Source organism: Devosia polycyclovorans, assembly GCF_042181575.1.
Lineage (GTDB): Bacteria > Pseudomonadota > Alphaproteobacteria > Rhizobiales > Devosiaceae > Devosia > Devosia polycyclovorans.
Window position 1 is genome coordinate 2,565,770 of sequence record NZ_CP170082.1, and the last position, 21,898, is coordinate 2,587,667.

The window sequence follows — 21,898 nt, forward strand, 5'->3', positions numbered from 1 at the left end:
GTCTGGACCGGGGGATAGATTAGGTAAGAGTTGGGTCGAGTTTGTCGCGCAGCCCGTCGCCGACCAGCGAGATACACAGGGCGGTGATAGTGATGACAAAGGCGGGTGCCAGCATGATCCAGGGAGCGCTGGAAAGGTATTCGCGGCCAAAACCGACCATATTGCCCAACGAGGTGTTGGGGGGCTGGACGCCCAGACCAAGGAAGGAGAGCCCACTTTCAAGCAGGATGATCTCGGGGAATGCGAGCGTCATCGAGACAATGAGCGTCGAGGCGATGTTGGGCAGGATATGGCGGCCATACAGGCGCAGCGGTGAAGCCCCCAGCTGGTGCACAGCCGCCGAATAACCCTGGGCATTGCCGCTGATGGCGAGTCCCCGGGCGATACGCGCATAGCGCTCCCAAGCGTGCAGACCAAGCAGACAGACGAAGAGCGTGATCGAATCGCCAAAGAAGGCCAACACCGCCAGCGCCAGCACCAGGAAAGGGATGGCCGCTGAAAAATCGACCAGCGCCAGAACGATCTGCTCGATAAAACCGCGGAAATGAGCCGCCACGAAACCGAGAGTCACCCCGATCACAGCGCCGATGATCGTGGCCCCGAACGCGATCAACAGGCTCATGCGGATCGAGGCGATCAGCCGGGACAGCACATCGCGGCCCAGTTCATCGGTGCCGAGCGGATGGGCCCAGTCCCCGCCCATGAAGACCGGCCGGCTCAGCCTGTTGTGCAGGTCCATCTGCGTAAAGGGATAGGGGGTAATGAGGTCAGCCAGTATAGCGACCGCCAGCATGAGGCCGAGCCAGATCACGGCAATCAGCATTAGCACCGGTAGTCTGCCGATTTGGGCAAGAAGGGCCTGGGCTCGGGCGGCAATGGTTAGCCCGGCGCCAAGCTCGCTGGATGGGATGTCGGCCATAGGCGGTCTCCAGGGGTGAAAGTCTGGGCGATCAGGCGCGCGCCGGGCGCGTCTGGGATTGCATCTTGGGATCGAGCAGGCCGTAGAGGATGTCGACGACGAGGTTTGCCGTAACCATGGTGAGCGCGATCATGAGGACAATTGTCTGCACGACCGCGAGGTCGCGGTTGGAAACAGAGACGACCAGGAGGCGGCCGACACCGGGCCAGGAAAAGACGCTTTCGACGACCACCGCGCCCGCTACCAGGCCGCCCAGCATGAAGCCGATGATGGTGACGGTAGGGATCGCTGCATTCTGAAGCGCATGCCGCCAGACAACGGCCGACCACGATAGGCCCTTGGCGCTCGCTGTGCGAATATAGGACTGGCCGAGCACTTCGAGCATGGCGCTGCGGGTGAAGCGGGCAAGCAGTGCCGCGCCGCCAAAACCCATGGTGGCGATAGGCAGAATGGCATTGAACCAGGAGTCCTGGCCCGCTGATGGCAGCCAGCCCAGATTGACCGAAAACACCAACACCAGAAGCATGGCGAGGATGAACGAGGGCATGGCAAAACCGGTGACAGCCATGACCATGACGATGCGATCGACGGCGGTATTGCGATGCAGGGCCGCATAGACACCGGCGGGAATGCCGATGCCCACGTTGAGCAGGAAGGCGGGCACGGTCAGGGCCAGGGTGGAGGGGACACGCTCGAGGACCACGGCCACCGCGTCACGGCCATCGCGCATCGATTGGCCGAGATCGCCGCCCAAAATGGCCTTGAAGAAGGAGATATACTGGACCCAGATCGGCTGATCGAGGCCCCAGGCGGTGCGAAAGGCATCGACGGCCTCCGGCGGTGCATCGGCGCCCATGATGACGATTGCGGGATCACCCGACATGCGCAAGACGATGAAAACGAAGGTGACGACCATAACCACGCTGACGGTGGCGCGCAGTAGGCGCGTTCCAAGATAATGCAACATCAGCTCAGCTCCAGTTGTCCTACGTGGCCGGGGGAGATCTCGCCCTGCGCGACATGGCAGGCAACGCGGCGCCCGTCGCTCGGGCGCGGCTTCAGCTGAGGCGTTTGCGTGCGACAAGGCATCGATGCCATGGGGCATCGCGGATGAAAGGCGCAGCCGGCCGGGCGATCTGCTGGATTGGGCGGATCGCCTTGCAACACGATGCGTCTGGCGATCTTGCCCGGATGGGGGATGGCCGAGACCAGGGCCTGCGAATAGGGATGGGCTGGCGCATGCAGGATGTCGTCGGGTGTGCCTTCCTCGACGATCCGCCCCAGGTACATGACGGCGACGCGATGGCTGATCTGGCGCACGGCGCGCAGATCGTGGCTAACAAAAAGCATGCCCATGCCCAGCCGCTCCTGCAGCTCGACCAAAAGGTTCATCACCTGGGCCTGGATCGAGACGTCAAGGGCGCTGATCGGCTCGTCGCAGACAAGGAGGTCGGGCTGGGTCACAAGGGCCCTGGCGATCACTGCGCGCTGGCGCTGCCCGCCCGACAAAGCATGGGGATGCCTATCGGCGTGGTGGGGTTGGAGCCCCACTTCAGCCATGACGGCGGCGACGCGCGCATTTTGCTCTGCTCGGGTGCCCATGTGGTGGATCTCAAGCGGTTCGCGGATCTGAAGGCCTATGGGCAGGCGCCGGTCGAGGGCGCTCATTGGGTCCTGAAAGACCAGTTGCATACGCCTGCGCAGGGCAGCCCATCCGGGGCTTCCCGAGCGCGGCATGGGAGCGCCGTCGAAGCGCACCTGGCCCTCGTCGGCCCTATCCATGCCCAACAAGAGACGGGCGGTGGTCGACTTGCCGCAGCCGGACTCGCCAACAAGCCCCAGTGTTTCTCCACGCGAAATGGTGAGGGTGACGCCGTCGACGGCACGGACATTCGTGGTGCGACCGACAATGCCCCGCCGAACGCCGTAGGTGCGGGCAAGGTCTTGCGCGCTCAAAAGCGGCGTGGGGGAAGCGGTCATGCCAAGACCCTTTCCGGCGTATGAGCCTTGGCCGGTAAGGCCCTGATGCAGCTTGCAAGGTGGCCGATCTCGACGCTGACGGCTCGGGGATCAACGCTGCTACATTCGGCAATCGCCTCGCTGCAGCGTGGCGCGAAAGCACATCCCCGAGGCATGCGCGAGGCCTCCGGTACGCTGCCGGAAATGGAGGCCAGCTTCCGGCGCGGCCCGCTGATCGGAGGCATGGCTCCCAACAGCCCGCGGGTATAAGGGTGTTTGGGATTGGCAAAGATCGCAGCGCTATCAGCCTGCTCGACGATGCGGCCGGCGTACATGACCGCAATGCGCGAGCAGGTTTCCGCGACGACACCGAGGTCATGGGAAATGAGAACCAGCCCCATGCCGGTGTCGCGGCGAATGGTGCCAAGCAGGTCCAGGATTTGGGCCTGGATGGTGACGTCGAGGGCCGTGGTGGGTTCGTCGGCGACCAACAACTCAGGCTCACCCGCCAGGGCCATGGCGATCATGACACGCTGGCTCTGGCCGCCCGAAAGCTCGTGGGGAAAGGCGTTGAGGCGGTTTCTCGCATCGGGGATGCCGACCTGATCGAACAGGCGGACGACTTCGGCGCGAGCCTGCGCACCTGTCAGGCCACGATGCAGTGCCAGCGCTTCGGCAACCTGGTGACCGATGCGATGAACGGGATTAAGGCTTGAGGCTGGGTCCTGGAAGATCATGGCGATGCGTCCGCCCCGCACCGGCTCCAGCACGGAGGGCGATGCGCCGATGAGTTCGACCCCATCGAGCAGCACGGAGCCGCCCACTTTGGCCGACCGCGGCAGCAAACCAAGGGCAGCCAGCCAGGTTATGGACTTACCACACCCTGACTCGCCGACCAGGCCGAGCGCTTCACCGCGCTCGACCGAGAGGCTGATGCCACGCAATGCCGGGGCCGATCCGAAGGCCACTGACATGTCGCGGATCTGGACGAAAGCCATAGCCTCACGCGCCCCAGTTATGGCGGCTGAAGTCCATGACGAAGGACTGGGCGGCCGTCCACTGAATGTCCTTGCGCTTGGCCGTGAAAGAGGCGTTGCGGTGCAGGACGACGTATGCGGGGTCTTCGATCTCGATGATCTGCAGCATACGGCGCCAGGCTTCGATGCGGCGGGCACGATCCGTGCTGGTTTCGAGTTCGTCCGAGAGGAGACCGAACTCCTCGTTGGTCCACTGGCCATTCCGCCACGCATTGCTGGTCCGGCCCCAGGTGCCAGGCATTTGTACGCACGGATCGGGAAGAGAGGCCGCGGCCGACCAGTCGTGGATGCCCCGGGTTTCCGGTGCGCCTTCGCTGATCTGGCCCCAGTTCTCTACCATCTGCAGCTCGACATTGAGCCCAACGGCGCGCCAGTTCTCGGTGTTGATTTGGGCGGTGGAAGTCTGATTGGTGTAATAGTCGTTCAGGACGCGATAGGGGATAGGTTCGCCGGCATATCCAGCTTCGGCCAGCAGGGCACTGGCCTTGTCGGGGTCGTAGGCGGGGTTCTCATGATCGGCAATGAAGAAGTCGCCGTAGAATTCCCACTGCAGGCCGCGCGGCACAGTGGTCCGGCCGCTCCAGAGGGCTTCAACGATCAGGTCGCGGTCCACCGAGTGGGTCAGTGCCTGGCGGATCAGAGGATTGGCCAGGACGGGGTGGGACTTGTTGAAAATAGTGTAGCGCGTGTTGTTGATGGGGCCTCCGACAACTTCGAAGCGACTGTCGGCTTCAACGGTAGCGATCTGGTCAGGCGGGATATCGCAAGCAAAGTCGGCGCCGCCAGAGCGCAGCAGATTGATGCGCGAAGCGGTTTCGGGGGTTTCCACGAAGCGCAGCTTGCTTAGCGGCGGGCGGCCATCCCAATGGTCGTCGAAAGCTTCAAGGGTGAGGACAGAGTCAGCCTGGAATTCAACGATGCGATAGGGCCCCGTGGTGACAGGGTTGCGTGCCCAGCTCATCCAGTCTCCGGTTTCCAGGAAGGCGCGCTTGTTGACGACCATGCCGATGGCGCTGGCAAGACGCCCCTCAAGCACGGGGTCGATGATGGAGTTGTGGAAGCGCAGCTTGGTGGGCGAGAGAATTTCGACGCGGTCAAAGGCTGGCAGTGCGCGACGCGAGGCGGCGATGACGGCCTCGGGTACTGCAATTGTGCCGCCGCCCCACATGCGGTCGGGTCCGAAGGTGAAGGCTACATCCTCAGCTGTCAGCAGGTCGCCATTGTGGAACTTGACGTCGTCGCGCAGTTCGACTTCGATCGTGTAGTCGTCGATGCGGCTCCAGGAGGTGGCGATCGATGGCCTTAGCGACATGTCGCCAACCCAGTTGGTGCCGATCAGAGGCTCGGCATAGCTGGTATAGATGCGGGCACCGACATTGGACTGTTCCGACAGCATTTCCAGCGTGTTGGAATTGGATACCTTTTGCACCGCCACCGTAACTTCGGGGCGGTCGTCTGCCTGGGCAAAGACAGCGCGCGGTAGCGTCAAGGCGGCGGCTGTCGCGACACCTAGGGTCAAGACAGAGCGACGATTGAGATCAGTCATGGAATCTCCTCTCGGATTGCCAATTGGTCGTCAACAGGCGCGCCGCGATAGACACGGGCGCACCTGGCAGCTCACGCTGCGGCTGCAGTTTGCTATGTTCAGTGATGGGCGAACTTGGGCGGAGCCGTTCGCCGCGACGCGCTCTGTCTAAGACGTCATTGTGTATTGCACGTGACAGCTGTAGGTACAGCTCAAGAAAATTGTAGGGGAGAGCTCATGGCGGCTCAGTGGTTCCGAGTCTACGATGCTCTGCGCAAGGCGATCATGGTGGGCGAGCTGGCGGCCGGCAGCCAGTTGCCCCCAGAATTCGAACTCTCGGCCGCGCACAATGTTAGCCGCAACACCATACGGCGGGCCTATCTGGCGCTATCTCAGGACGGGCTGATCCGAAGCGTCAATGGGCGCGGCTCTTTCGTAATGCAGACGGGGATCACCTATGACGTAGACGCTACGTCGCGCTTCCGGGATGTCCTCGACCAGCAAGGGGTGCAGTCGAGTCTGAGGGTTCTCGAACAAGCTATGGTGAGCGCTGACTCGGATCTGGCTGCTACCCTGGGTATTGCGCTGCACAGTCCCCTGCTGAGGGTTCGCGGGCTCATCCTGGGCGACGACACCCCGTTTATCCTGACCACCCGCCATATCCGCGCGGACCTTATAGACGATCTGGAAGCAAAACTGGCGCAGAGCGACTCCCTGACCCGGACTGCACGCCTTGAGGGACTGGGGCAGCTACGGCGCGTTTCGACGACCGTCAGCGCCCGGTTGCCAACCGAGCGCGAGGCGGAGTTGCTGGAAAGTCCTGCCCACGCCCCGATCCTGGTCGTGGCCTCAACCGGTCGAGTCGACGATGGCCAATTGCTGGAATGTCAGTGTGCGGTCATGAACAGCCAACGTGTACGTCTGTCATTTCGCAACGACTAGCAAATAGCCGGGAACAGCGTTGACCCGAAGCGCTTCGGCTCGGGTGCGTTCGCTGAATGGATGACTTTTGGTAGTCTGCTCGCTCGGCGCCGGTCAGCCATCGAAAGTCGGTGTCGATCAAGTGCCTTCGCCCAAAAGCCACTTCCCTCCCCACCCCATTCGGGCAGTCTGCCGGCCGAGCCGGTGCGAATAGTCAAAAACAAGCGACTGTCCATGAATGCCATCGACACGCCCCGCTTGTTGTTGAGATGCGCGGCGCGTTCCACGATCCGTTCCATCAGGTGCGGGGTGAGCAGATTTCGCCGACGCGACTCGCTTCTCCCAAATTGGAGAGGCGGATCACGCCTCGGCTTCTCCTGCTGCATGCGGGGAGCGTCCCGCCTGGATCACCATTCTTCCTTGTCTATTTGTACAAGGATTCCCTGGCGCTCGGCGTCGGTCAGCGAGAGCGGACCGGTCATCCCGACCTTGTGGCGCGCGAGCGCGAAGCCCAGCGCCGCCGCCCGCTGCGGTCGGGTCATGTCCCTGCTATAGGACCAGAGAAACGCCCCGCAAAAGGTATCTCCCGCCCCCGTTACGTCCTTCACGTCTACGTCCAGAAGCTTGGGGCTGTGGCGCGTAACGCCTGTATTCGTGTAGATTGTTACCCCCTCATGAGTTCGCGCCAGCAGTAGAATGCCCGGTTGCAGGGCAGAGCAAATGGCAGTTGAGGCAGACGTTCCAAAGAGCCGGATGAATTCTTCGCTGTTGAGGTGCAAAATGTTGGCCAGCGCCAACAGGCGAGCGAGCCCTTCTCCACCTGGCGCAATCCAGGCCATTCCGGGGTCGAGCGAAACGATCAGTGCTGGATTAAGGGTGCGGGCCTGTTCGATGATCCGGCCGATCAGTTCGGGCGTTGCTGGGTCGAGATAGGAAGTGATGTGGATCACCGTGCATTGGGCGATGGAGGCAGCCAAGACTGATTGCTCGCGCTCCATCCAGTCGGCAACTGCGGTATTCGCGCCGGGGGCAGTCAGCAGTGTGCGACCGGCCTGTTCGACCATGGCGAGACAGGTGGCGGGCGGATCTGGACTAATCTCGACGCCGGTTGTGTCGAAGCCCCAGCCGCCGAGAGCCGCAAGGTGTGGTTGGGATTGCTCGACTGTACCGGCAATGCCGAAGAAGGCCAGATCGAGTTCCCTGTCCTTGTCCAGCATCGCCGCGACGCGGGCGGCATTGAATGCCGAGCCCCCAAGGTGATCGGCTGCACCCAACCCTTTCAGAAAATCGGCGCCACGCCGTGCATCTGCGTCAGAGACTGGCGTTTCCATCAGAGGCGCTACTTCAATTTGAAGAGAATTACGGACCGCCGCGCAGGATTGCTGCACGACGAGATCGCGATTCATCGCCCCGAGAAAGCCCAGCCTTGTCATATTGCGCTGGTAGCGCGTGCGCATAGGTCGGGCAAGCGCGTTCAGAGGCCGAATTGTCCAGTGTCTTGGCAATCCTGCAGCGGAAGCTGCCCAAGGGCAGCATGTCCCACAATGCTGCCCAGTTTCGCGTTTCTTTTGTCTCCTGATGACGCGGGCAGGGCCTGGCGCCATTAATGCAGAATAAGAAGATGGCTGATAATAGCCCCGGACCCGGAACCCTTCCCGGAAGGAAAATCATGTCTACCACTTTCACGATGCTGGCGCGTAGTGCCATGGCGCTGGTTGCCGTTTCGGCGCTGGCCGCCTGCTCGTCCTTTGGCGGCGGCGCAACTGCGCCGGCTGCACTTGCCCCGGCGCTGTCGGCACGTATGGACCAACCCAATGCACGACTTGATTCGGTGCAGGCCATTGGATTGATCAACGCCTATCGCGCCACGCGCAATGTTCCGCCTTTGACGGCGGACGCAGGCCTGAATGCGACAGCGCAGGCGCTGGCCAGCCAGTATGCACAGACCGGAACGGCCCCGACCAAACCGCAGGCTCTGGTGCAGATGAAGTTGAGCGCGGGCTACTCTACGTTTGCTGAGACGTTTTCAGGCTGGCGTAACAACGCCGCCGATGCCGTAGGTCTAGCCGCGACAGCGAGCAAGGCGGGGGTTGCAGTGGCGTACAATCCGGCATCGAGCTATGGCGTGTACTGGGTTCTTGTCCTTGGCAACTGAGACCGACACCATCGACGCCAGGGGGCTGAAATGCCCCCTGCCCGTGCTCAAGCTCGAGAAATGGCTGGCTGAGGCGGAGCCTGGCGCCCGTCTCGTTCTGCTGGCAAGCGACCCGATGGCGCGGATCGATATTCCGCTGCATTGCAGACAACAGGGGCACGGCTTTGCAGAGGAGCGTGCCGAAGGTTATCTGCGATTTGTCGTAACGGCCGGGCGTGCGCGCTCAAGCTAAAGGTCAGCAGGGCGCGGGCGCGGCAACGCGATGTCCAATGCGCCGGCGGACAAGCCGGGACGCAGAACATTCTCAATTGCGGCGCTTTCAACTGGGGCCGGCGTGGCGAACATGGGGACATGCGCAGGCCGGGGACGGGGCATGGCAATCCCTGTCCTGATACGCCCAAGATCCACTGCCGTGTACTCGCTCACCACGATTTCCTCGGTCAGATAGGACGGCTGATCCTTAAGCCCCATCGGAAAAGCAGCCTCCTGCGCTGCGACATACGCCTTCGCTTCCTTGCCGCAAATCAGTGGACGCATGTCCACAGGCGTCGCGCCGACCGCGTTGGCCAGCGTCAAGACGCTTTGACCCGTGGACTGCAATCGCCCGCCCAGGGCATTGAGAAAGAGTTCGGCAGCGCGCTCATTGCGCTCCCGACCAGATGACCCACCCAGAACGACTGCGAGAAGCTGGCGTCCGTTCCGGTCCACCGTGGCGACGATGTTGAGGCCTGAAGCACACACATAGCCGGTCTTCATGCCCGTGGTGCCGGCAAAGCCCTCCAACAGGCCATTATTGGATTTGAGCCGCGCCTTACCGAGGTTCACCACGCCCGTTTGGAACATGGGCATATATTGGGGGAAACTCTGTTCGATATAGAGCGCAATAATTGCCAGGTCGCGGGCCGACGAGACCTGTCGGACATCATGCAATCCATGTGGATTGACGAAGTTGGTGGCGGTTAACCCCATTCGGCCTGCGGTTTCGTTCATCATGGCAACAAACCCGGCCTCGCTACCGCCAACGGCTTCGGCAATAGCCACGGCGATATCGTTGGCTGACTTCACGACAAGAATGTAGAGCGCGTCCTTGAGCGACACGGTGCTGTCGATCTTGAGGCCCGATTTGCTCGGTGCCTGATTGTAGGCATTGCGCGAGACGGTTACCGGGGTGTCCAGAGTGACATTGCCCTTGGCAATCTCCTCAAAGGCGACATAGGCCGTCATCAGCTTGGTCAGCGATGCCGGGTGCCAGGGTTGCCCCGCGTCCTTAGCGTACAGCACCTGCAAGGTCGCGCGATCCACCACCAGCATCGGATTGGCCCAGGCCTGGCTCAGGCCAGCAATGGTCAAAACCAGGGCGAGCAATAGTCGGCGGACAAACAGCAAGATGGATCGACTCCAGGCAGATTTGGCGGAAACGCGCCTCTCATATCAGCCGATCTGGGCAATCTCAAGAAAGGCACACCTTGGCTGACGGCCATGTGAAGGTGCTGACATTACCTGTCACGCACACGGAGCATCGTTGGCCCAGTGACATGGAGATCGATGATGACAACGCTTCTCACGATATTGACGCCAGGCTTTGCCGATTGGGAGACCGCATTGCTCAATGCGGGTGCTCGGGAATATTACCGTCTCGACACCAGGTTCGCGACGCCGGCCGGGGACGTTGTTACTTCGGCCGGCGGACTGAAGGTTGTCCCGAATATGGCGATCGAAGAGATCGATGTTGCAGGGATCGACGCGATTGTCGTCAATGGTGGTCCGATCTGGGCGCAGCCCGATGCCCCTGACATTTCTGAGCTGCTGCAAGCCGCTCACGCGCGATCCCTGGTCATCGGCGGCATCTGCGACGGTGTGATGTCGCTGGCCCGTGCTGGACTGCTCGATACTGTGCGGCACACTGCGAACGGCCCGGAAACCCTGCCCCAGACAGGCTATGGTGGCGGCGCGTTTTTCGTCGGTACACCGAGAGCTGTTCTCGACCGCCGGATCGTCACCGCTCCGGGAACCGCACCCGTCAGCTTCATGGGGGCAATACTTGAGGCTTTGGGATTGCGGACCGGCGATCTTGACTTTTATCTTGGCCTCTATGGGGCTGAGCATCAGGCGGCGTGACCAGACGATCCCGGCGCTGGGCGGCAACGGCCATGATCAGCGCGAAGTTATTGGTGCCTTGCTCAGACGTCCCCATACGACAAACAGCGCAACAGCCAGAAGCACCAGGTTTACTGGCAGCACACCATATTCGCCGCGCATTGTGTGCAGACCAAAAGCGAGGACCTGGATCAGGCCAAAGCCGATAGCGGCAAGCGGTGTCAGTACGGGTATGATGCGCGTGGCGGCTGGCAGAATAATTCCGACGGCCCCAAGGATCTCCAAGGTTCCGATAAAACGGGTCAGAAGCTCCGGGTAGTCCCCTGCATAGGCCATGCCAGAAGCGACGAGCCCGTCGATGCTCTGGCTCAGCTTCATGATGCCGGCCATCAGGTAAATCGCCGCCAACATGATCTGGCCTATCCAAATGGCGATATGCCAACCTGCACCTGCCTTGGTCTCACCCATGACCCTCTCCTCCTTGATTGCGCCCTGCCCTAGTATGTACTAGTAACTGCGTCTATATTAGTGACTTGGTTCCCGAAGCAAGGAGGCACATAAATGTCACTGACCGACACCTCGCAGCATTCCAACTGCTCCGCCATGTCCGACGTGCTCAATCGCATAGGCGACAAATGGAGCGTTATGGTCGTGGGCATGCTCGGCCGCAACGGCACCCTTCGCTTCAACGAACTTAAGCGGCTTATCAATGGCGTCTCGCAACGCATGCTGACGCTGACACTGCGAAATCTCGAACGTGATGGATTGGTCACACGCACCATCTTCCCGGAAGTACCGCCGCGCGTCGAATACAGGCTGACCGAGCTTGGCAAAACGCTCCAAGGGCCCATCAGCGCCCTTTGGGACTGGTCGGCCGAGAACCATTCCGCAATTGTGGAAGCGCGCGCCATATACGATGCGCGCGAAGTGGCAGTGGCCGCAGAAGCGCCCCGCAAGATCGCCTACGCCCGCGGCTGACGGCGCTGCTCAGGAATCGTTGTGGGCCATATGGCTGAAGCGGTTCACGTCACGCGGCGGCCGTGCGAGAACTTCCCTGCGCGCCTCGGCACGCCGGCTGGCCGGCAGGTTGAGCGCGTTGACCAGCGAGCGATACTCCTGACGAGCACTCATGTGCGACATTGAGGGTACGCCGCCCAGCAATTCGTCATCCAGCGGATCGAAGACGGTCATTCCGGTGGCAAACAGCGAACGGAAAATGACCCGCTCGGCAATTCCGTCGGCCACCCGGCAGCCCAGGCGCATGGCAATGCGCTCTAGCATGGTCTGCACTTGACGCATGTTTCTTGATGAAAGCATCGAGATGCGGTTGCGGACCAGAACCCAATCGATATTACGACCATCAATGGCTAGGCGTTCGGACCGCGCGCGTTGCACCAGCCTTGCATAATGGCTCAATTCACGGGGCTCTCCAGTCACCGGGTCAACCTGGGCCATAACGCTGAGGTCGATCAGGCTGTCATTGACCGGTGTGATCAAGGTATCGGCGAGGGAATGGGCCAAACGCGCCAGATTGGTATCAAAGCCTGGAGTGTCGATAACGATGAAATCGGCCGTGCCCTCGACCTCGCCAATGGCTTGACGAAACAGGTCGAACTCGATGCGATGGTTTTCGCGGGCCGAGTCACCGCGGGCCAGCGGAAGATGATAGTGCGTCGTGTGCGGCACGCTGAGGCCTTTGGCCCGCGCCCAGTCCCGGCGATTGCGGACATAGTGCGTCAGAGTCTGCTGGCGGCTGTCGACATCGATAGAGGCCACCTTGTGACCCTGGTAGAGAAGGTACACAGCCAAGTGGAAGGCCGTGGTCGATTTGCCCGAACCACCCTTCTCGTTGCCAACAACAATGACATGCGCGCCTTGCCGCACCGTCGAATCCTCAATTCAGTTGCCGGAGTGTGTTGATTTGGCACGCCGTGCACAAGCGAAATCATGGTGCACGCCCCACTAATGCCGGCAGGCGGTTGTTCAGATATGGAACAGAGGCCTACAACAGCCCCACATTTGCGTCAGTTCTGTGAATTTCCCATGCATCAAATGCATGCAGGGCGTGACGTATCCGGCCTAGCAGGCCCTTGCGAACAGGTGCATCGTCCTGTTGTACCGCGACCAACGCAAAAGGGATTCTATCCATGTTTGTGCGAGCCGTCTGGCGCCTGAGGCGCCTGGTAGACATCAAGCAGGCGTTGCGGGAAATGGATGTTCCTTCAACGCGAGATGCCGACCTTCTGGGGATTTCTGGTCCGGACTTCTCCAAGATGACGCGGTCCCTTTTCGACCGCTGACGTTCGGACTGACCCCAATCAACTCATGAGCGGCCGCCGTGGTCGACCCGGCGGCCATTTTGCCGCCACGATGATGAATGGCTACTGAACGGGCAGTGCCTGCGCTCTGCGAAAAACGCATAGCTAGTTTGACCATTCTCTATCTGCTCACTGGGGATAGGCAGGCCTATATGTAGGCTGTCAACAAAAGGAGACACCGATGGACATCCGCAAGACTTTCAAGAAGTGGGCCGCTTACCAGCAGACCGTTCGTGAGCTCGCCGCTCTCGATAACCGCCAGCTCAACGATCTGGGCATTTCGCGCACCGACATCAGCCGCGTTGCTCGCAATCATGCCGACTCTCTGTAAAGGCGGCGCCACAGACTTCTCGACCCGAACGCTCGCTTCTCTCTGAGATGCGAGCGTTCTGATTCAGGGCACATGATCCCTCCCAGGATGCAAAACGCTGATTGCTCCTTGCCTGCTGGCTTGGTATCTCGCTCGCCATGTCAAATGAACCCATTCACATCATCGGCGGCGGCCTAGCTGGCTCAGAAGCCGCCTGGCAAGCCGCTGAAGCCGGTGCCACCGTCATTCTGCACGAGATGCGCGGGATCCGAGCAACAGACGCCCATCAGACCGATGAACTGGCGGAACTGGTTTGTTCCAATTCGTTCCGCTCTGACGACCATGAGCAAAATGCCGTGGGTCTGCTGCACGAGGAAATGCGGCGCTGCAACTCCATCATCATGCGTGCTGCGGACAGCCATAAGCTACCCGCCGGCGGGGCTCTGGCCGTTGACCGTCACGGTTTCTCTGCTGCCGTCACCGCGGCTGTGTCCGGCCACCCCAACATCACGATTGTCCGCGAAGAGATCGCCGGGTGGCCTCCGGGTGACTGGAGGCATGTGATCATTGCAACCGGTCCGCTGACTTCGCCCGCACTGGCAGAGGCGGTTTTGGAGAAGACCGGCGAGGACTCCCTAGCCTTTTTCGACGCCATTGCGCCCATCGTCCATTACGACAGCATCGATCACGACATTGCCTGGAAGCAGTCGCGCTATGACAAGGCAGGCCCAGGCGGCACAGGTGCGGACTATCTTAATCTCCCGATGGACCGCGACCAGTATCTGGGCTTTGTCGAGGCACTCAAGACCGCGCCACTGCATGAGTTCAAGGACTGGGAGAAAGTCCCCTACTTCGATGGCTGCCTGCCCATTGAAGTGATGGCCGAGCGGGGCGTGGAAACGCTGCGCCACGGTCCCATGAAGCCTGTTGGTCTGACCAATCCGCGCAATCCAACCGTCAAACCCTACGCCATCGTTCAGCTCAGACAGGACAATGCGCTGGGCACCCTTTGGAACATGGTCGGGTTCCAGACCAAGATGCGTTACGGCATTCAGGCCGAAATCTTCCGGATGATACCAGGGCTTGAGAACGCGCAATTTGCCCGTCTGGGCGGCCTGCACAGAAACACGTTTATCAATTCGCCCAAGGTTCTCGCGCCGGATCTGAAACTGAAAGTTGATCCGCGTATCCGCTTTGCAGGCCAGGTTACCGGTGTTGAGGGCTATGTGGAAAGCGCGGCGGTCGGGCTGATTACTGGCCGGATGACGGCCGCCGAGGCGCTGGGCGGATCGCTTTCGCTTCCACCGGCAACAACGGCGCTGGGTGCCCTGATCGGCCACATCACCGGCGGCCATATCGAGGCCGAAAGCTACAGCGGCGCGCGCAGCTTTCAGCCGATGAATGTCAATTTCGGCCTTTTCCCCGAAGTCTCAATCAGCAAGCCCGAGGGCGTGAAGCGCTGGCGGGGCCCGGAAAAGACCATAGCAAAGCGGCGCGCCATTACCAGCCGGGCGCTGGACGACCTCAAGGCCTGGGCATGACGCCGGCGGCTCTGGCCGAGTATCTGCATACCCACATGCCCATTTCGCGGGCTATGGCGGTGTCGGTGGTCGCGGCCAGCGTCGACGAAGTCGTCGTTGAGGCGCCCTTGGAGCCCAATATCAACGTGCAAGGCACGATGTTCGGCGGCAGCATTGCGACCTTGGCGCTGCTGGCGGCCTGGTCCGTGGTGCATCTTAGGCTCAAGAGCGTCGGTTTCGCGGGTCAGCTCGTGGTTCATCGGTCGCAGACCGAGTATCTAGGCCCGATCAATGGGACTGCACTGGCGATTGCTCGGCTTGACCTCGAGCATTGGGATGGCTTCATCGAGCAGTTGCAACGGCACGGCAAGGCGCGAATAGGTGCCATTGCCGATGTGCTGAACGGGCGAGAGACTGCAGCGCGGCTGAGTGGCGAGTTTGTTGCGCTAGGCGAACCAAAGCGCTGAGCCCCTACCCGTTTCGCCAGGTCCACCAGGCCAACCGAGCGATCTTGCGCCAATCGGGTTCGTCCTCCGGCGGTCCGAACATATCGGTCTGGCGCGAGGACCACAGGGCGAGTTGCGCATCCAGGACGGAGACGGCTGCAAAGGCTGGGCGCAGTGCAGGCGACAATTCCGTGATCGCCACCCGTGCCTTGACCAGATGGTCGCGAGCCATTTCGGCGACCTGGCTCAGGGCCGCGTGAAGCCCTTCGTTCTCTCGACCGGCGAAAACCTCGTGCTCCTGCACGCCATTGGCCTCAAGAATGGCCCAAGGGAGCATGATTCGACCTTGTGACGACACAAGACCAAAGGCGCGCAGGTGACCAATCATTGCCTGGGCAACCCCCAGGTGACCGGCGGCATCACCCGATTCTACCGGCTCGCCTTTATTCAGGATCATCGCTGCAAGCTGCAGAAGGGTCGAGGCGGTCTCTCCTGCGTACCCTTCAAATGTATCGAGATCGGGCATCGGGTCGTCATAGAGATCAAAGCGGCGAGCACCAATCAATCGCAGTAATGTTCCGGTCGGCAGCTGGTAGCGTTCGACGGATTCGAGCAGAGCATCGGCCAGAGGGTTTTGACGAACAGCACCGTGCCCCTTCCCGTCCAGGGCATCGCTCCACCACTGCAGGCGAATTTCGCCCGGCTGCGGACCGGACACGCGGTCCCGTACGGAGGCAACATCGCTATTGAAGGCATAAAGGGCCGTGATGCCCGGACGCGCCGCTGCTGGCAGCACCAGGGTAGCGAGGTACCGGTCACGATCACTCTGGCGCAGGGCCTGCGCGGCGAACTCGAAGCTCTCCCCCATCATCAGCGGGCCTTCTCCACGGCGATGAGCGCCGCGCCCACGGCCCGCTCCTCAGCCAGCAGAACATTGTAGGTCCGCACAGCACCACCGGTCTGCGTCGCTTCTATGATGATCTTGTTGTCACGAAAGGACTGGCGAATGACCGGATCAATAACCGCAATGTCTGTGCCCAAGCCAATCAATAGAACATCGAGCTTATCCGCCTGCGCCAAGACCGGCCGGAGGCTCTCAAGGGTCAGGTCGTCAATCGATTGAACCTCCCAGCCCTGCATACCGTCAGGCAGACAGAGCAAGGATCCCTTGTGCGACATATCGGCAAAGCGGAATCCGCCATTGCCATAGGCATCTATGCCCACCTGGCTGGGAAAGCGGCCGGTGTGCTCCTCACTCATTTCGCGTCAGCCTACCGTATGATCCGAGGGCTGCACGGCGTCGGCGGCTCCCTTGTCATCATCGACCTGATCCGCTCGCGAGGTCAGGCCGAGATAGATCAGGATGGGTGCAGCGATGAAGATGGACGAATAGGTGCCAACCAGCACACCCCAGGCCATAGAGATAGTGAAGCTGCGAATGACTTCGCCACCAAACACCACCAGGGCCATGAGCGCGAGAAAGGTTGTGGTGCCCGTCAGGATGGTGCGCGGCAAGGTAGAGTTGATGGCGATGTCAATGATCTCAGCCAGGGCCACCTTCTTGTACTTCATGCGGTACTCGCGGATTCGGTCATAGACCACGACCGTATCGTTCAGCGAGTAGCCAACAATCGTCAGGATCGCCGCGATGCTGGACGCGTTGAACTCGAGCCCGACAAAAGCGAATAGGCCAATCGTCAGTATGACGTCGTGCGCCGTCGAGATGATTGCACCGACAGCAAACTGCCACTCGAAGCGGAACCAGAGATAGACCAGGATGCCCAGCAGGGCCACGCCCAGGCCTATTGCACCAGTCAGTGCCAATTCGCTGGACACTGTCGGGCCGACCGTCTCGGTGCCCCGCATGGTGTAGTCCAGGGCCTCAATTGCCTGGCGAATCTGGTCAACGGCCGCCTGCTGGGCAGAGGCGCCTCCATCCTGGGTCTGGACGCGCACCAGCAGGCTGTCAGCCTCACCAAAGCCCTGCACCTGGACATCTCCAAGCCCGAGTTGCGAGAGGGCCTCGCGGATCTCACCGGGTTCGGCCACCCCGTCACTGGCCTGGATTTCCATGGAAGAGCCGCCGCGGAAATCGATACCAAGGTTCAAACCGTGGATGCCGAACCAGCCGAGTGACAGGATAGAGGCGATGATCGAGAAGGCGAGCACATATTTCCGGATGGCCATGAACTGGATCTTGGTTCCATCAGGAATGATCCGCAACAATTGGATACGCAGTGTCTTGGGGCGCGCCCACTTGTACCAGCGGCCGACGATGAACAGGGTCACGAGATAGGCCGTGAATAGCGTAGTCAGAATACCGATGGCCAGCGTAACAGCAAAGCCCTGCACCGGGCCAGAGCCAAGATAGAACAGCACTACAGCCGCGATGAGTGTCGTGATGTTCGCGTCAAGAATTGTGGCCATGGCGCGCTGGAAGCCGGCCTCGATGGCAGCAATCTTGCTGCGGCCCGCCGCCATCTCCTCGCGTATGCGCTCAAAGATGAGCACATTGGCGTCCACTGCCATGCCTATGGTCAGCACGATACCGGCAATGCCAGGCAAGGTGAGTGTGGCCCCCAACATGGACAATGCGCCCAGTATGAGTGCCACGTTGATGATCACCGCAATGTTGGCAAAGACGCCAAACAAGCCATAGGCAATGACCATGAACAGGACAACCGCAATGGCGCCGATGATGCCAGCGGTTACACCGGCGCGGATGGAGTCCGCTCCAAGCCCGGCGCTGACCGAACGCTCCTCCACGATATCGAGGCTTGCTGGGAGCGCGCCGCCACGCAGCAGCACTGCGAGATCGTTGGCCGACGCCGTGGTGAAGCTACCGCTGATCTGACCGGAACCGCCGGTGATTGGTTGCTGAATTACCGGGGCCGTGATGACCTGATTGTCAAGCACAATGGCGAAGCGCTGGCCAACATTGGCAGAGGTGATTTCGCCGAAGGTAATCGCCCCACGGGTATCGAACCTGAAACTGACAACGGGGATACTGCGCTGCTGATCATAGGCCGGCTGGGCATCGACCAGTGACTCACCACCCAATGCAATGTCTTCGTAGAGCAGCTCTCGTGAGCCGTCCTGGCTTGGCAGGATCATGGTGCCCGGAGGCAGCCCCTGAGCCTCAGCCTGATCGGCGGTCATGCCCGGATAGACCATATGAAACGTCAGGCGCGCTGTCTGGGAAATGATATTCTTGAGACGGGTGGAATCGCCAAATCCAGGAACCTGAACCAGAAGCCGATTGGTGCCCTGGCGCTGGATGGTCGGCTCAGTGGTGCCCAATTCATCGATGCGATTGCGCACGACCTCAATGGACTGCGCCACAAGGCTCGACATACGCTGCTCGATACCTTCGGGAGTAAGCCTAACCGTGATCAGGTTGTTCCCGCTGGGTGCAATAGCGATCTCATTGGTGCCACCGACGCCGGAGAACACCTGTCCGCCGACCGTGTTCTGCAAGCCCTCAAGGGCCGCAAGGGCCGTGTCCTGCTGGCTGGCGTCCATCAACTCGATGGTAATCGAGTTCGTCGCCTGATCGGTGGTGATGATGTTCCCGATGCCGTTATCGTTTGCCAGAATGCTGCGCGCATCGCGGCGCAAATCGGCAAGACGTTCGGAAACTATGCTCTCCTCGTTGACCTGCAACAGAAGATGCGAACCGCCCTGCAGATCCAGCCCCAAGACCACTGTCTCGCTCGGCAGCCAATCGGGCAGCGCGTCGCGCGCCGACTGTGGCAGCATGCTCGGCAGCGCAAACAGCACGCCGAACACGATGATGGCGAACATGACAATGGTACGGATGGGCGAAAACTGCATGGAATGACGTCCTGAAAGCAAAAGCCGGAGCCCGTAGGCCCCGGCGAGCAGACTATGCCGAAATTAAGCCGGCTTGTTGTCGTTGACCGGTTCGGACTTGGAGCGCACGTCGGCAACCATGCCGCGCACGACCTTGACCTTGACGCCCTGCGCCACCTCAACCTCGAGGTCTTCACCCTCGACGGCCTTGGTCACCTTGCCGACGATACCACCAGTAGTGACGACGGTATCACCACGGCGGATGGCCGAGAGCATGGCCTGCTGAGCCTTGAGACGCTTCTGCTGCGGACGGAAGATCAGCAACCAGAAGATCAGCACCAGTAGGGCAATCGGCATGAGCTGGATGAAGATGTCAGCCATGCCTCCGGGGGCTCCTACCGCGTCCTGGGCATAGGCGGGCGTTACAAACATCAAGCGAACTCCTTATCGATTCTTTTTTCTGCGTTGGAGGAAGGGGCGGCCCGGTCCTGTGTCGACAGGCGGTGGACGCAATCGGGCTTGCCTGCACTTGCGCCCCGGCCAAAATCGCGCGGACTATACATTTGGGGTCGGCGTATTGCAAAGCCAATAAGGGCGCGCGGATTGCCGCGTCAAAGCTGAAGGACGGCAGGGTGAAGACTAAGGACTATCTGGGCAGAATCGCTATAGCGCTGGAGACCATTGCGACCGTCGTGTCGCGAAACGAGGGCATCGAACCTTTTGAGCTGGGCGAGGCCAGCGCCTACCACTGGCAGGGCGAGGGCGGACAGCTCCTGCCGGTGCCCAATGTCAGTCGCGTGCCGCTAACCATGCTAAAAGGCATTGATCAGGTTCGTGACATTCTCCTGGCCAATACAGAGCAATTTGCCCGTGGACACGGTGCCAACAATGCCCTGCTCTGGGGCGCCCGGGGCATGGGCAAGTCGTCGCTGGTCAAGGCAATACATGCGGACATATGCGCCCGCGATGGTTTTGAGCGGCTGATCCTCATCGAGATTGCGCGGGAAGACCTCGAGTCACTGCCACAGCTCATGCGCGCTATTGCCAGTCAGCCGGCCCGATTCATCGTCTTCTGCGACGATCTCAGCTTTGATAGCGGTGAAACCAGCTACAAATCCCTGAAGACCATCCTTGATGGTGGACTGGAGGGGCGGCCCGACAATGTCCTGTTCTATGCCACCTCGAACCGACGGCACTTGATGCCGCGCGACATGATCGAGAACGAGCGTTCGACAGCAATCAACCCGAGTGAAGCCGTTGAGGAGAAGGTTTCGCTCTCAGATCGATTCGGCTTGTGGCTCGGGTTTCACAATTCGGATCAAGAGACCTACCTAGCCATGGTCTCGGGGTACGCAAACTACTATGGGCTCGCCATTGACGCCGAGACTCTCCGGGCGCGGGCGATTGAATGGGCCGCCACACGCGGGGCGCGCTCGGGCCGCGTTGCCATACAACTTGTGCGCACGCTGGCTGGCGAAGAGGGCAAAGCAGTCTAGGCCCTAACAAAAAAGGCCGGAGCACCACTCCCGGCCTTTTTTCATTCTGGAGGTCCGTGTCGTCGTCTAGCTCGCGAGCAGCGGAACCGGATCGACCGGGGTTGCGCCTTTGCGCAGTTCGAAATGAAGCTGCGGTTTGGAGACCGAACCGGTTTGTCCCACCGCGCCGATGGTATCGCCTCGGTTGACCACCGCCCCCTTGGCAACACTCATCGAGGCGAGATGGGCATAGGCCGAGACGTAGCCGTTGGGGTGGCGGATCAAAACGAGATTGCCGTAACCCTCGACGCCGGAACCGACATAGATGACTGTGCCGTTCTCGGCAGCCTTGACGGCAGAGCCTTCCGGGACATCGATATTGATGCCGGTGCCGCGCGAAGCCGCGAAATCTGTGATTACGCGGCCGGAGACCGGCCAGCGGAATTTTTCGCCGGAAGCGACCGGCTCGGCGGCCGGAACGGGTGTGGTGGGTACGGTTGCGACCTGCGTTACCTCAGCGCCGGCGGGAGCCGCCGCGGACGGAGCGATGGCAGGCGTAGCGGCAGGCGCTGCCACTTGTTGCTGCGTGCCGCTCGCTGCGAGGCCAGCGGGGCGGGCCGCAGGGAGCGCCGGCGCGGCACCCTGTGGATTTGCACTGGCAAACTGCACGGGCGCGTTACCCACCAGATCAGAACGACCCGGGATGATGACTTTCTGGCCGACGACGATCTTGTCGGGTGAACTCAGGCCATTGGCATGGACGATGGCCTGGGTGGTCACGTCATATTTGCGGGCAATGGTGTAGAGCGACTCGCCACCCACGATGGTGTGGGTATAGGCATTGGCATTGGCCGCGGCGGCCTGGACCGGAACGCTGGAATTGACCGGCAGGGCGCTGGACGAGGGTGTGCCCCTGGCGACGGCGGCAGGAGCGGCCGGCAGCGGGGCAAGGCTTTGCTGAGCGGGCATGGCTTGCGTATTTCCCATAGATGACGACGAACTCAATGCAGGTAGGGCCTGGGTCTGCACCGTCGAGGCCGAAGCGCCGATTGGTGAGGTCGCGCCGGATGGCTGCATGAAGCCATTATTGACCGGCGCTGGCGGGAGCGAATTGCCCCCTGTCCAGGAAGCGCCGACATTGGCCGGCGGCAGAAATTCCATGCTGGCAACCTGCACCGGCTGGGGTGCACCAAGGGTCGGGGGCATGGGCTGATTGAGGGTGGCCGGGGTCGACTGCGCAACCGAGCCAGTGACGGTGTTGTCGCTGAAACTGCGACCCCCGAGGCTCGAACAGCCGGACAATCCAACGGCGGCAACCACTACACCGGCAACGGCGACCGCACTTCTATGGGTCCGCGAAAACACGCGATTACTCATCGGCTTACTCGTACGCAGGTACTCAA

At 61.1% G+C, this 21,898-nt stretch carries 24 protein-coding genes; 10 read left to right on the top strand and 14 right to left on the bottom strand.

Features of this window, described 5'->3' with window-relative positions; all coding sequences use genetic code 11:
- Nucleotides 1-19: 19 nt before the first annotated feature.
- The 5 genes from ACE4RL_RS12810 to ACE4RL_RS12830 all read right to left on the bottom strand — a co-directional run bounded on the left by ACE4RL_RS12810 (nucleotide 20) and on the right by ACE4RL_RS12830 (nucleotide 5,461).
- On the bottom strand, nucleotides 20-823 hold the full coding sequence (locus tag ACE4RL_RS12810) for an ABC transporter permease (RefSeq protein WP_375600280.1): 804 nt from the start codon (nucleotides 821-823) through the stop codon (nucleotides 20-22).
- A 127-nt stretch (nucleotides 824-950) separates the two neighbouring features.
- Nucleotides 951-1,886, bottom strand: coding sequence for an ABC transporter permease (locus tag ACE4RL_RS12815; protein ID WP_375597513.1), 936 nt, complete (start codon nucleotides 1,884-1,886; stop codon nucleotides 951-953).
- Nucleotides 1,886-2,899: an ABC transporter ATP-binding protein gene (locus ACE4RL_RS12820; RefSeq protein WP_375597514.1), complete on the bottom strand. Its 1,014-nt coding sequence runs from the start codon at nucleotides 2,897-2,899 to the stop codon at nucleotides 1,886-1,888. The genes ACE4RL_RS12815 and ACE4RL_RS12820 overlap by 1 nt, the downstream gene beginning before the upstream one ends.
- Nucleotides 2,896-3,876, bottom strand: a complete 981-nt coding sequence (locus tag ACE4RL_RS12825) for an ABC transporter ATP-binding protein (RefSeq protein WP_375597515.1) — start codon at nucleotides 3,874-3,876, stop codon at nucleotides 2,896-2,898. The genes ACE4RL_RS12820 and ACE4RL_RS12825 overlap by 4 nt, the downstream gene beginning before the upstream one ends.
- Nucleotides 3,877-3,880: 4 nt before the next feature.
- Nucleotides 3,881-5,461, bottom strand: a complete 1,581-nt coding sequence (locus ACE4RL_RS12830) for an ABC transporter substrate-binding protein (protein WP_375597516.1) — start codon at nucleotides 5,459-5,461, stop codon at nucleotides 3,881-3,883.
- Nucleotides 5,462-5,677: 216 nt separating this feature from the next.
- On the opposite strand from ACE4RL_RS12830, the gene ACE4RL_RS12835 reads away from it, so the two are divergent.
- Entirely contained in the window at nucleotides 5,678-6,382 is a 705-nt protein-coding gene (locus ACE4RL_RS12835) for a GntR family transcriptional regulator (RefSeq protein WP_375597517.1), read from the top strand.
- A 386-nt stretch (nucleotides 6,383-6,768) separates the two neighbouring features.
- On the opposite strand, the gene ACE4RL_RS12840 is transcribed toward ACE4RL_RS12835, so the two are convergent.
- Nucleotides 6,769-7,692 carry a carbohydrate kinase family protein gene (locus ACE4RL_RS12840; protein ID WP_375597518.1) on the bottom strand — a complete coding sequence of 308 codons (924 nt, stop codon included), beginning with the start codon at nucleotides 7,690-7,692 and terminating at the stop codon, nucleotides 6,769-6,771.
- 338 nt (nucleotides 7,693-8,030) lie between these two features.
- On the opposite strand from ACE4RL_RS12840, the gene ACE4RL_RS12845 reads away from it, so the two are divergent.
- The gene (locus ACE4RL_RS12845) at nucleotides 8,031-8,516 is read left to right on the top strand and encodes a CAP domain-containing protein (RefSeq protein WP_375597519.1); all 486 of its coding nucleotides are present in this window, start codon (nucleotides 8,031-8,033) and stop codon (nucleotides 8,514-8,516) included.
- Entirely contained in the window at nucleotides 8,506-8,748 is a 243-nt protein-coding gene (locus ACE4RL_RS12850) for a sulfurtransferase TusA family protein (RefSeq protein ID WP_375597520.1), read from the top strand. Before ACE4RL_RS12845 ends, ACE4RL_RS12850 begins: the two co-directional genes overlap by 11 nt.
- Here ACE4RL_RS12850 and ACE4RL_RS12855 read toward each other — a convergent pair.
- Complete coding sequence (locus ACE4RL_RS12855; RefSeq protein WP_375597521.1) at nucleotides 8,745-9,902, bottom strand: D-alanyl-D-alanine carboxypeptidase family protein; 1,158 nt, start codon at nucleotides 9,900-9,902, stop codon at nucleotides 8,745-8,747. The two genes, ACE4RL_RS12850 and ACE4RL_RS12855, sit on opposite strands and share 4 nt — an antisense overlap.
- Nucleotides 9,903-10,064: 162 nt before the next feature.
- Between ACE4RL_RS12855 and ACE4RL_RS12860 the strand changes: the two genes are divergently transcribed.
- Complete coding sequence (locus ACE4RL_RS12860; protein ID WP_375597522.1) at nucleotides 10,065-10,634, top strand: DJ-1/PfpI family protein; 570 nt, start codon at nucleotides 10,065-10,067, stop codon at nucleotides 10,632-10,634.
- A 36-nt stretch (nucleotides 10,635-10,670) separates the two neighbouring features.
- Here the strand turns inward: ACE4RL_RS12860 and ACE4RL_RS12865 are convergent, their stop codons facing one another.
- Complete coding sequence (locus tag ACE4RL_RS12865) at nucleotides 10,671-11,081, bottom strand: DoxX family protein (RefSeq protein ID WP_375597523.1); 411 nt, start codon at nucleotides 11,079-11,081, stop codon at nucleotides 10,671-10,673.
- A 93-nt stretch (nucleotides 11,082-11,174) separates the two neighbouring features.
- On the opposite strand from ACE4RL_RS12865, the gene ACE4RL_RS12870 reads away from it, so the two are divergent.
- Nucleotides 11,175-11,591: a winged helix-turn-helix transcriptional regulator gene (locus tag ACE4RL_RS12870; RefSeq protein ID WP_375597524.1), complete on the top strand. Its 417-nt coding sequence runs from the start codon at nucleotides 11,175-11,177 to the stop codon at nucleotides 11,589-11,591.
- A gap of 9 nt (nucleotides 11,592-11,600) precedes the next feature.
- Here ACE4RL_RS12870 and ACE4RL_RS12875 read toward each other — a convergent pair whose 3' ends face one another.
- The gene (locus ACE4RL_RS12875) at nucleotides 11,601-12,497 is read right to left on the bottom strand and encodes a division plane positioning ATPase MipZ (protein ID WP_375597525.1); all 897 of its coding nucleotides are present in this window, start codon (nucleotides 12,495-12,497) and stop codon (nucleotides 11,601-11,603) included.
- A gap of 263 nt (nucleotides 12,498-12,760) precedes the next feature.
- Between ACE4RL_RS12875 and ACE4RL_RS12880 the strand changes: the two genes are divergently transcribed.
- From ACE4RL_RS12880 to ACE4RL_RS12895, 4 genes are all read left to right on the top strand, one after another.
- Nucleotides 12,761-12,913 (top strand): hypothetical protein, encoded by a 153-nt coding sequence (locus tag ACE4RL_RS12880; protein ID WP_375597526.1) that lies wholly within the window; start codon nucleotides 12,761-12,763, stop codon nucleotides 12,911-12,913.
- Between the two features lie 199 nt (nucleotides 12,914-13,112).
- A complete protein-coding gene (locus ACE4RL_RS12885; protein ID WP_375597527.1) occupies nucleotides 13,113-13,262 on the top strand; it encodes a DUF1127 domain-containing protein in 150 nt (49 codons plus the stop codon).
- A 137-nt stretch (nucleotides 13,263-13,399) separates the two neighbouring features.
- On the top strand, nucleotides 13,400-14,782 hold the full coding sequence (gene trmFO, locus ACE4RL_RS12890; protein WP_375597528.1) for a methylenetetrahydrofolate--tRNA-(uracil(54)-C(5))-methyltransferase (FADH(2)-oxidizing) TrmFO: 1,383 nt from the start codon (nucleotides 13,400-13,402) through the stop codon (nucleotides 14,780-14,782).
- Nucleotides 14,779-15,228, top strand: a complete 450-nt coding sequence (locus tag ACE4RL_RS12895) for a YiiD C-terminal domain-containing protein (protein WP_375597529.1) — start codon at nucleotides 14,779-14,781, stop codon at nucleotides 15,226-15,228. The genes trmFO and ACE4RL_RS12895 overlap by 4 nt, the downstream gene beginning before the upstream one ends.
- A 4-nt stretch (nucleotides 15,229-15,232) precedes the next feature.
- On the opposite strand, the gene ACE4RL_RS12900 is transcribed toward ACE4RL_RS12895, so the two are convergent.
- From ACE4RL_RS12900 to yajC, 4 genes are all read right to left on the bottom strand, one after another.
- Entirely contained in the window at nucleotides 15,233-16,078 is an 846-nt protein-coding gene (locus tag ACE4RL_RS12900) for a phytoene/squalene synthase family protein (protein WP_375597530.1), read from the bottom strand.
- Nucleotides 16,078-16,467, bottom strand: a complete 390-nt coding sequence (locus tag ACE4RL_RS12905) for an Mth938-like domain-containing protein (RefSeq protein WP_375597531.1) — start codon at nucleotides 16,465-16,467, stop codon at nucleotides 16,078-16,080. Before ACE4RL_RS12905 ends, ACE4RL_RS12900 begins: the two co-directional genes overlap by 1 nt.
- Nucleotides 16,468-16,473: 6 nt before the next feature.
- Nucleotides 16,474-19,041 carry a protein translocase subunit SecD gene (secD, locus tag ACE4RL_RS12910; RefSeq protein WP_375597532.1) on the bottom strand — a complete coding sequence of 856 codons (2,568 nt, stop codon included), beginning with the start codon at nucleotides 19,039-19,041 and terminating at the stop codon, nucleotides 16,474-16,476.
- Nucleotides 19,042-19,104: 63 nt separating this feature from the next.
- Complete coding sequence (yajC, locus tag ACE4RL_RS12915; RefSeq protein WP_375597533.1) at nucleotides 19,105-19,452, bottom strand: preprotein translocase subunit YajC; 348 nt, start codon at nucleotides 19,450-19,452, stop codon at nucleotides 19,105-19,107.
- 200 nt (nucleotides 19,453-19,652) lie between these two features.
- Between yajC and ACE4RL_RS12920 the strand changes: the two genes are divergently transcribed.
- On the top strand, nucleotides 19,653-20,516 hold the full coding sequence (locus ACE4RL_RS12920; RefSeq protein WP_375597534.1) for an ATP-binding protein: 864 nt from the start codon (nucleotides 19,653-19,655) through the stop codon (nucleotides 20,514-20,516).
- A 66-nt stretch (nucleotides 20,517-20,582) separates the two neighbouring features.
- Here ACE4RL_RS12920 and ACE4RL_RS12925 read toward each other — a convergent pair whose 3' ends face one another.
- Nucleotides 20,583-21,872: a peptidoglycan DD-metalloendopeptidase family protein gene (locus ACE4RL_RS12925; protein ID WP_375597535.1), complete on the bottom strand. Its 1,290-nt coding sequence runs from the start codon at nucleotides 21,870-21,872 to the stop codon at nucleotides 20,583-20,585.
- Nucleotides 21,873-21,898 lie beyond the last annotated feature (26 nt).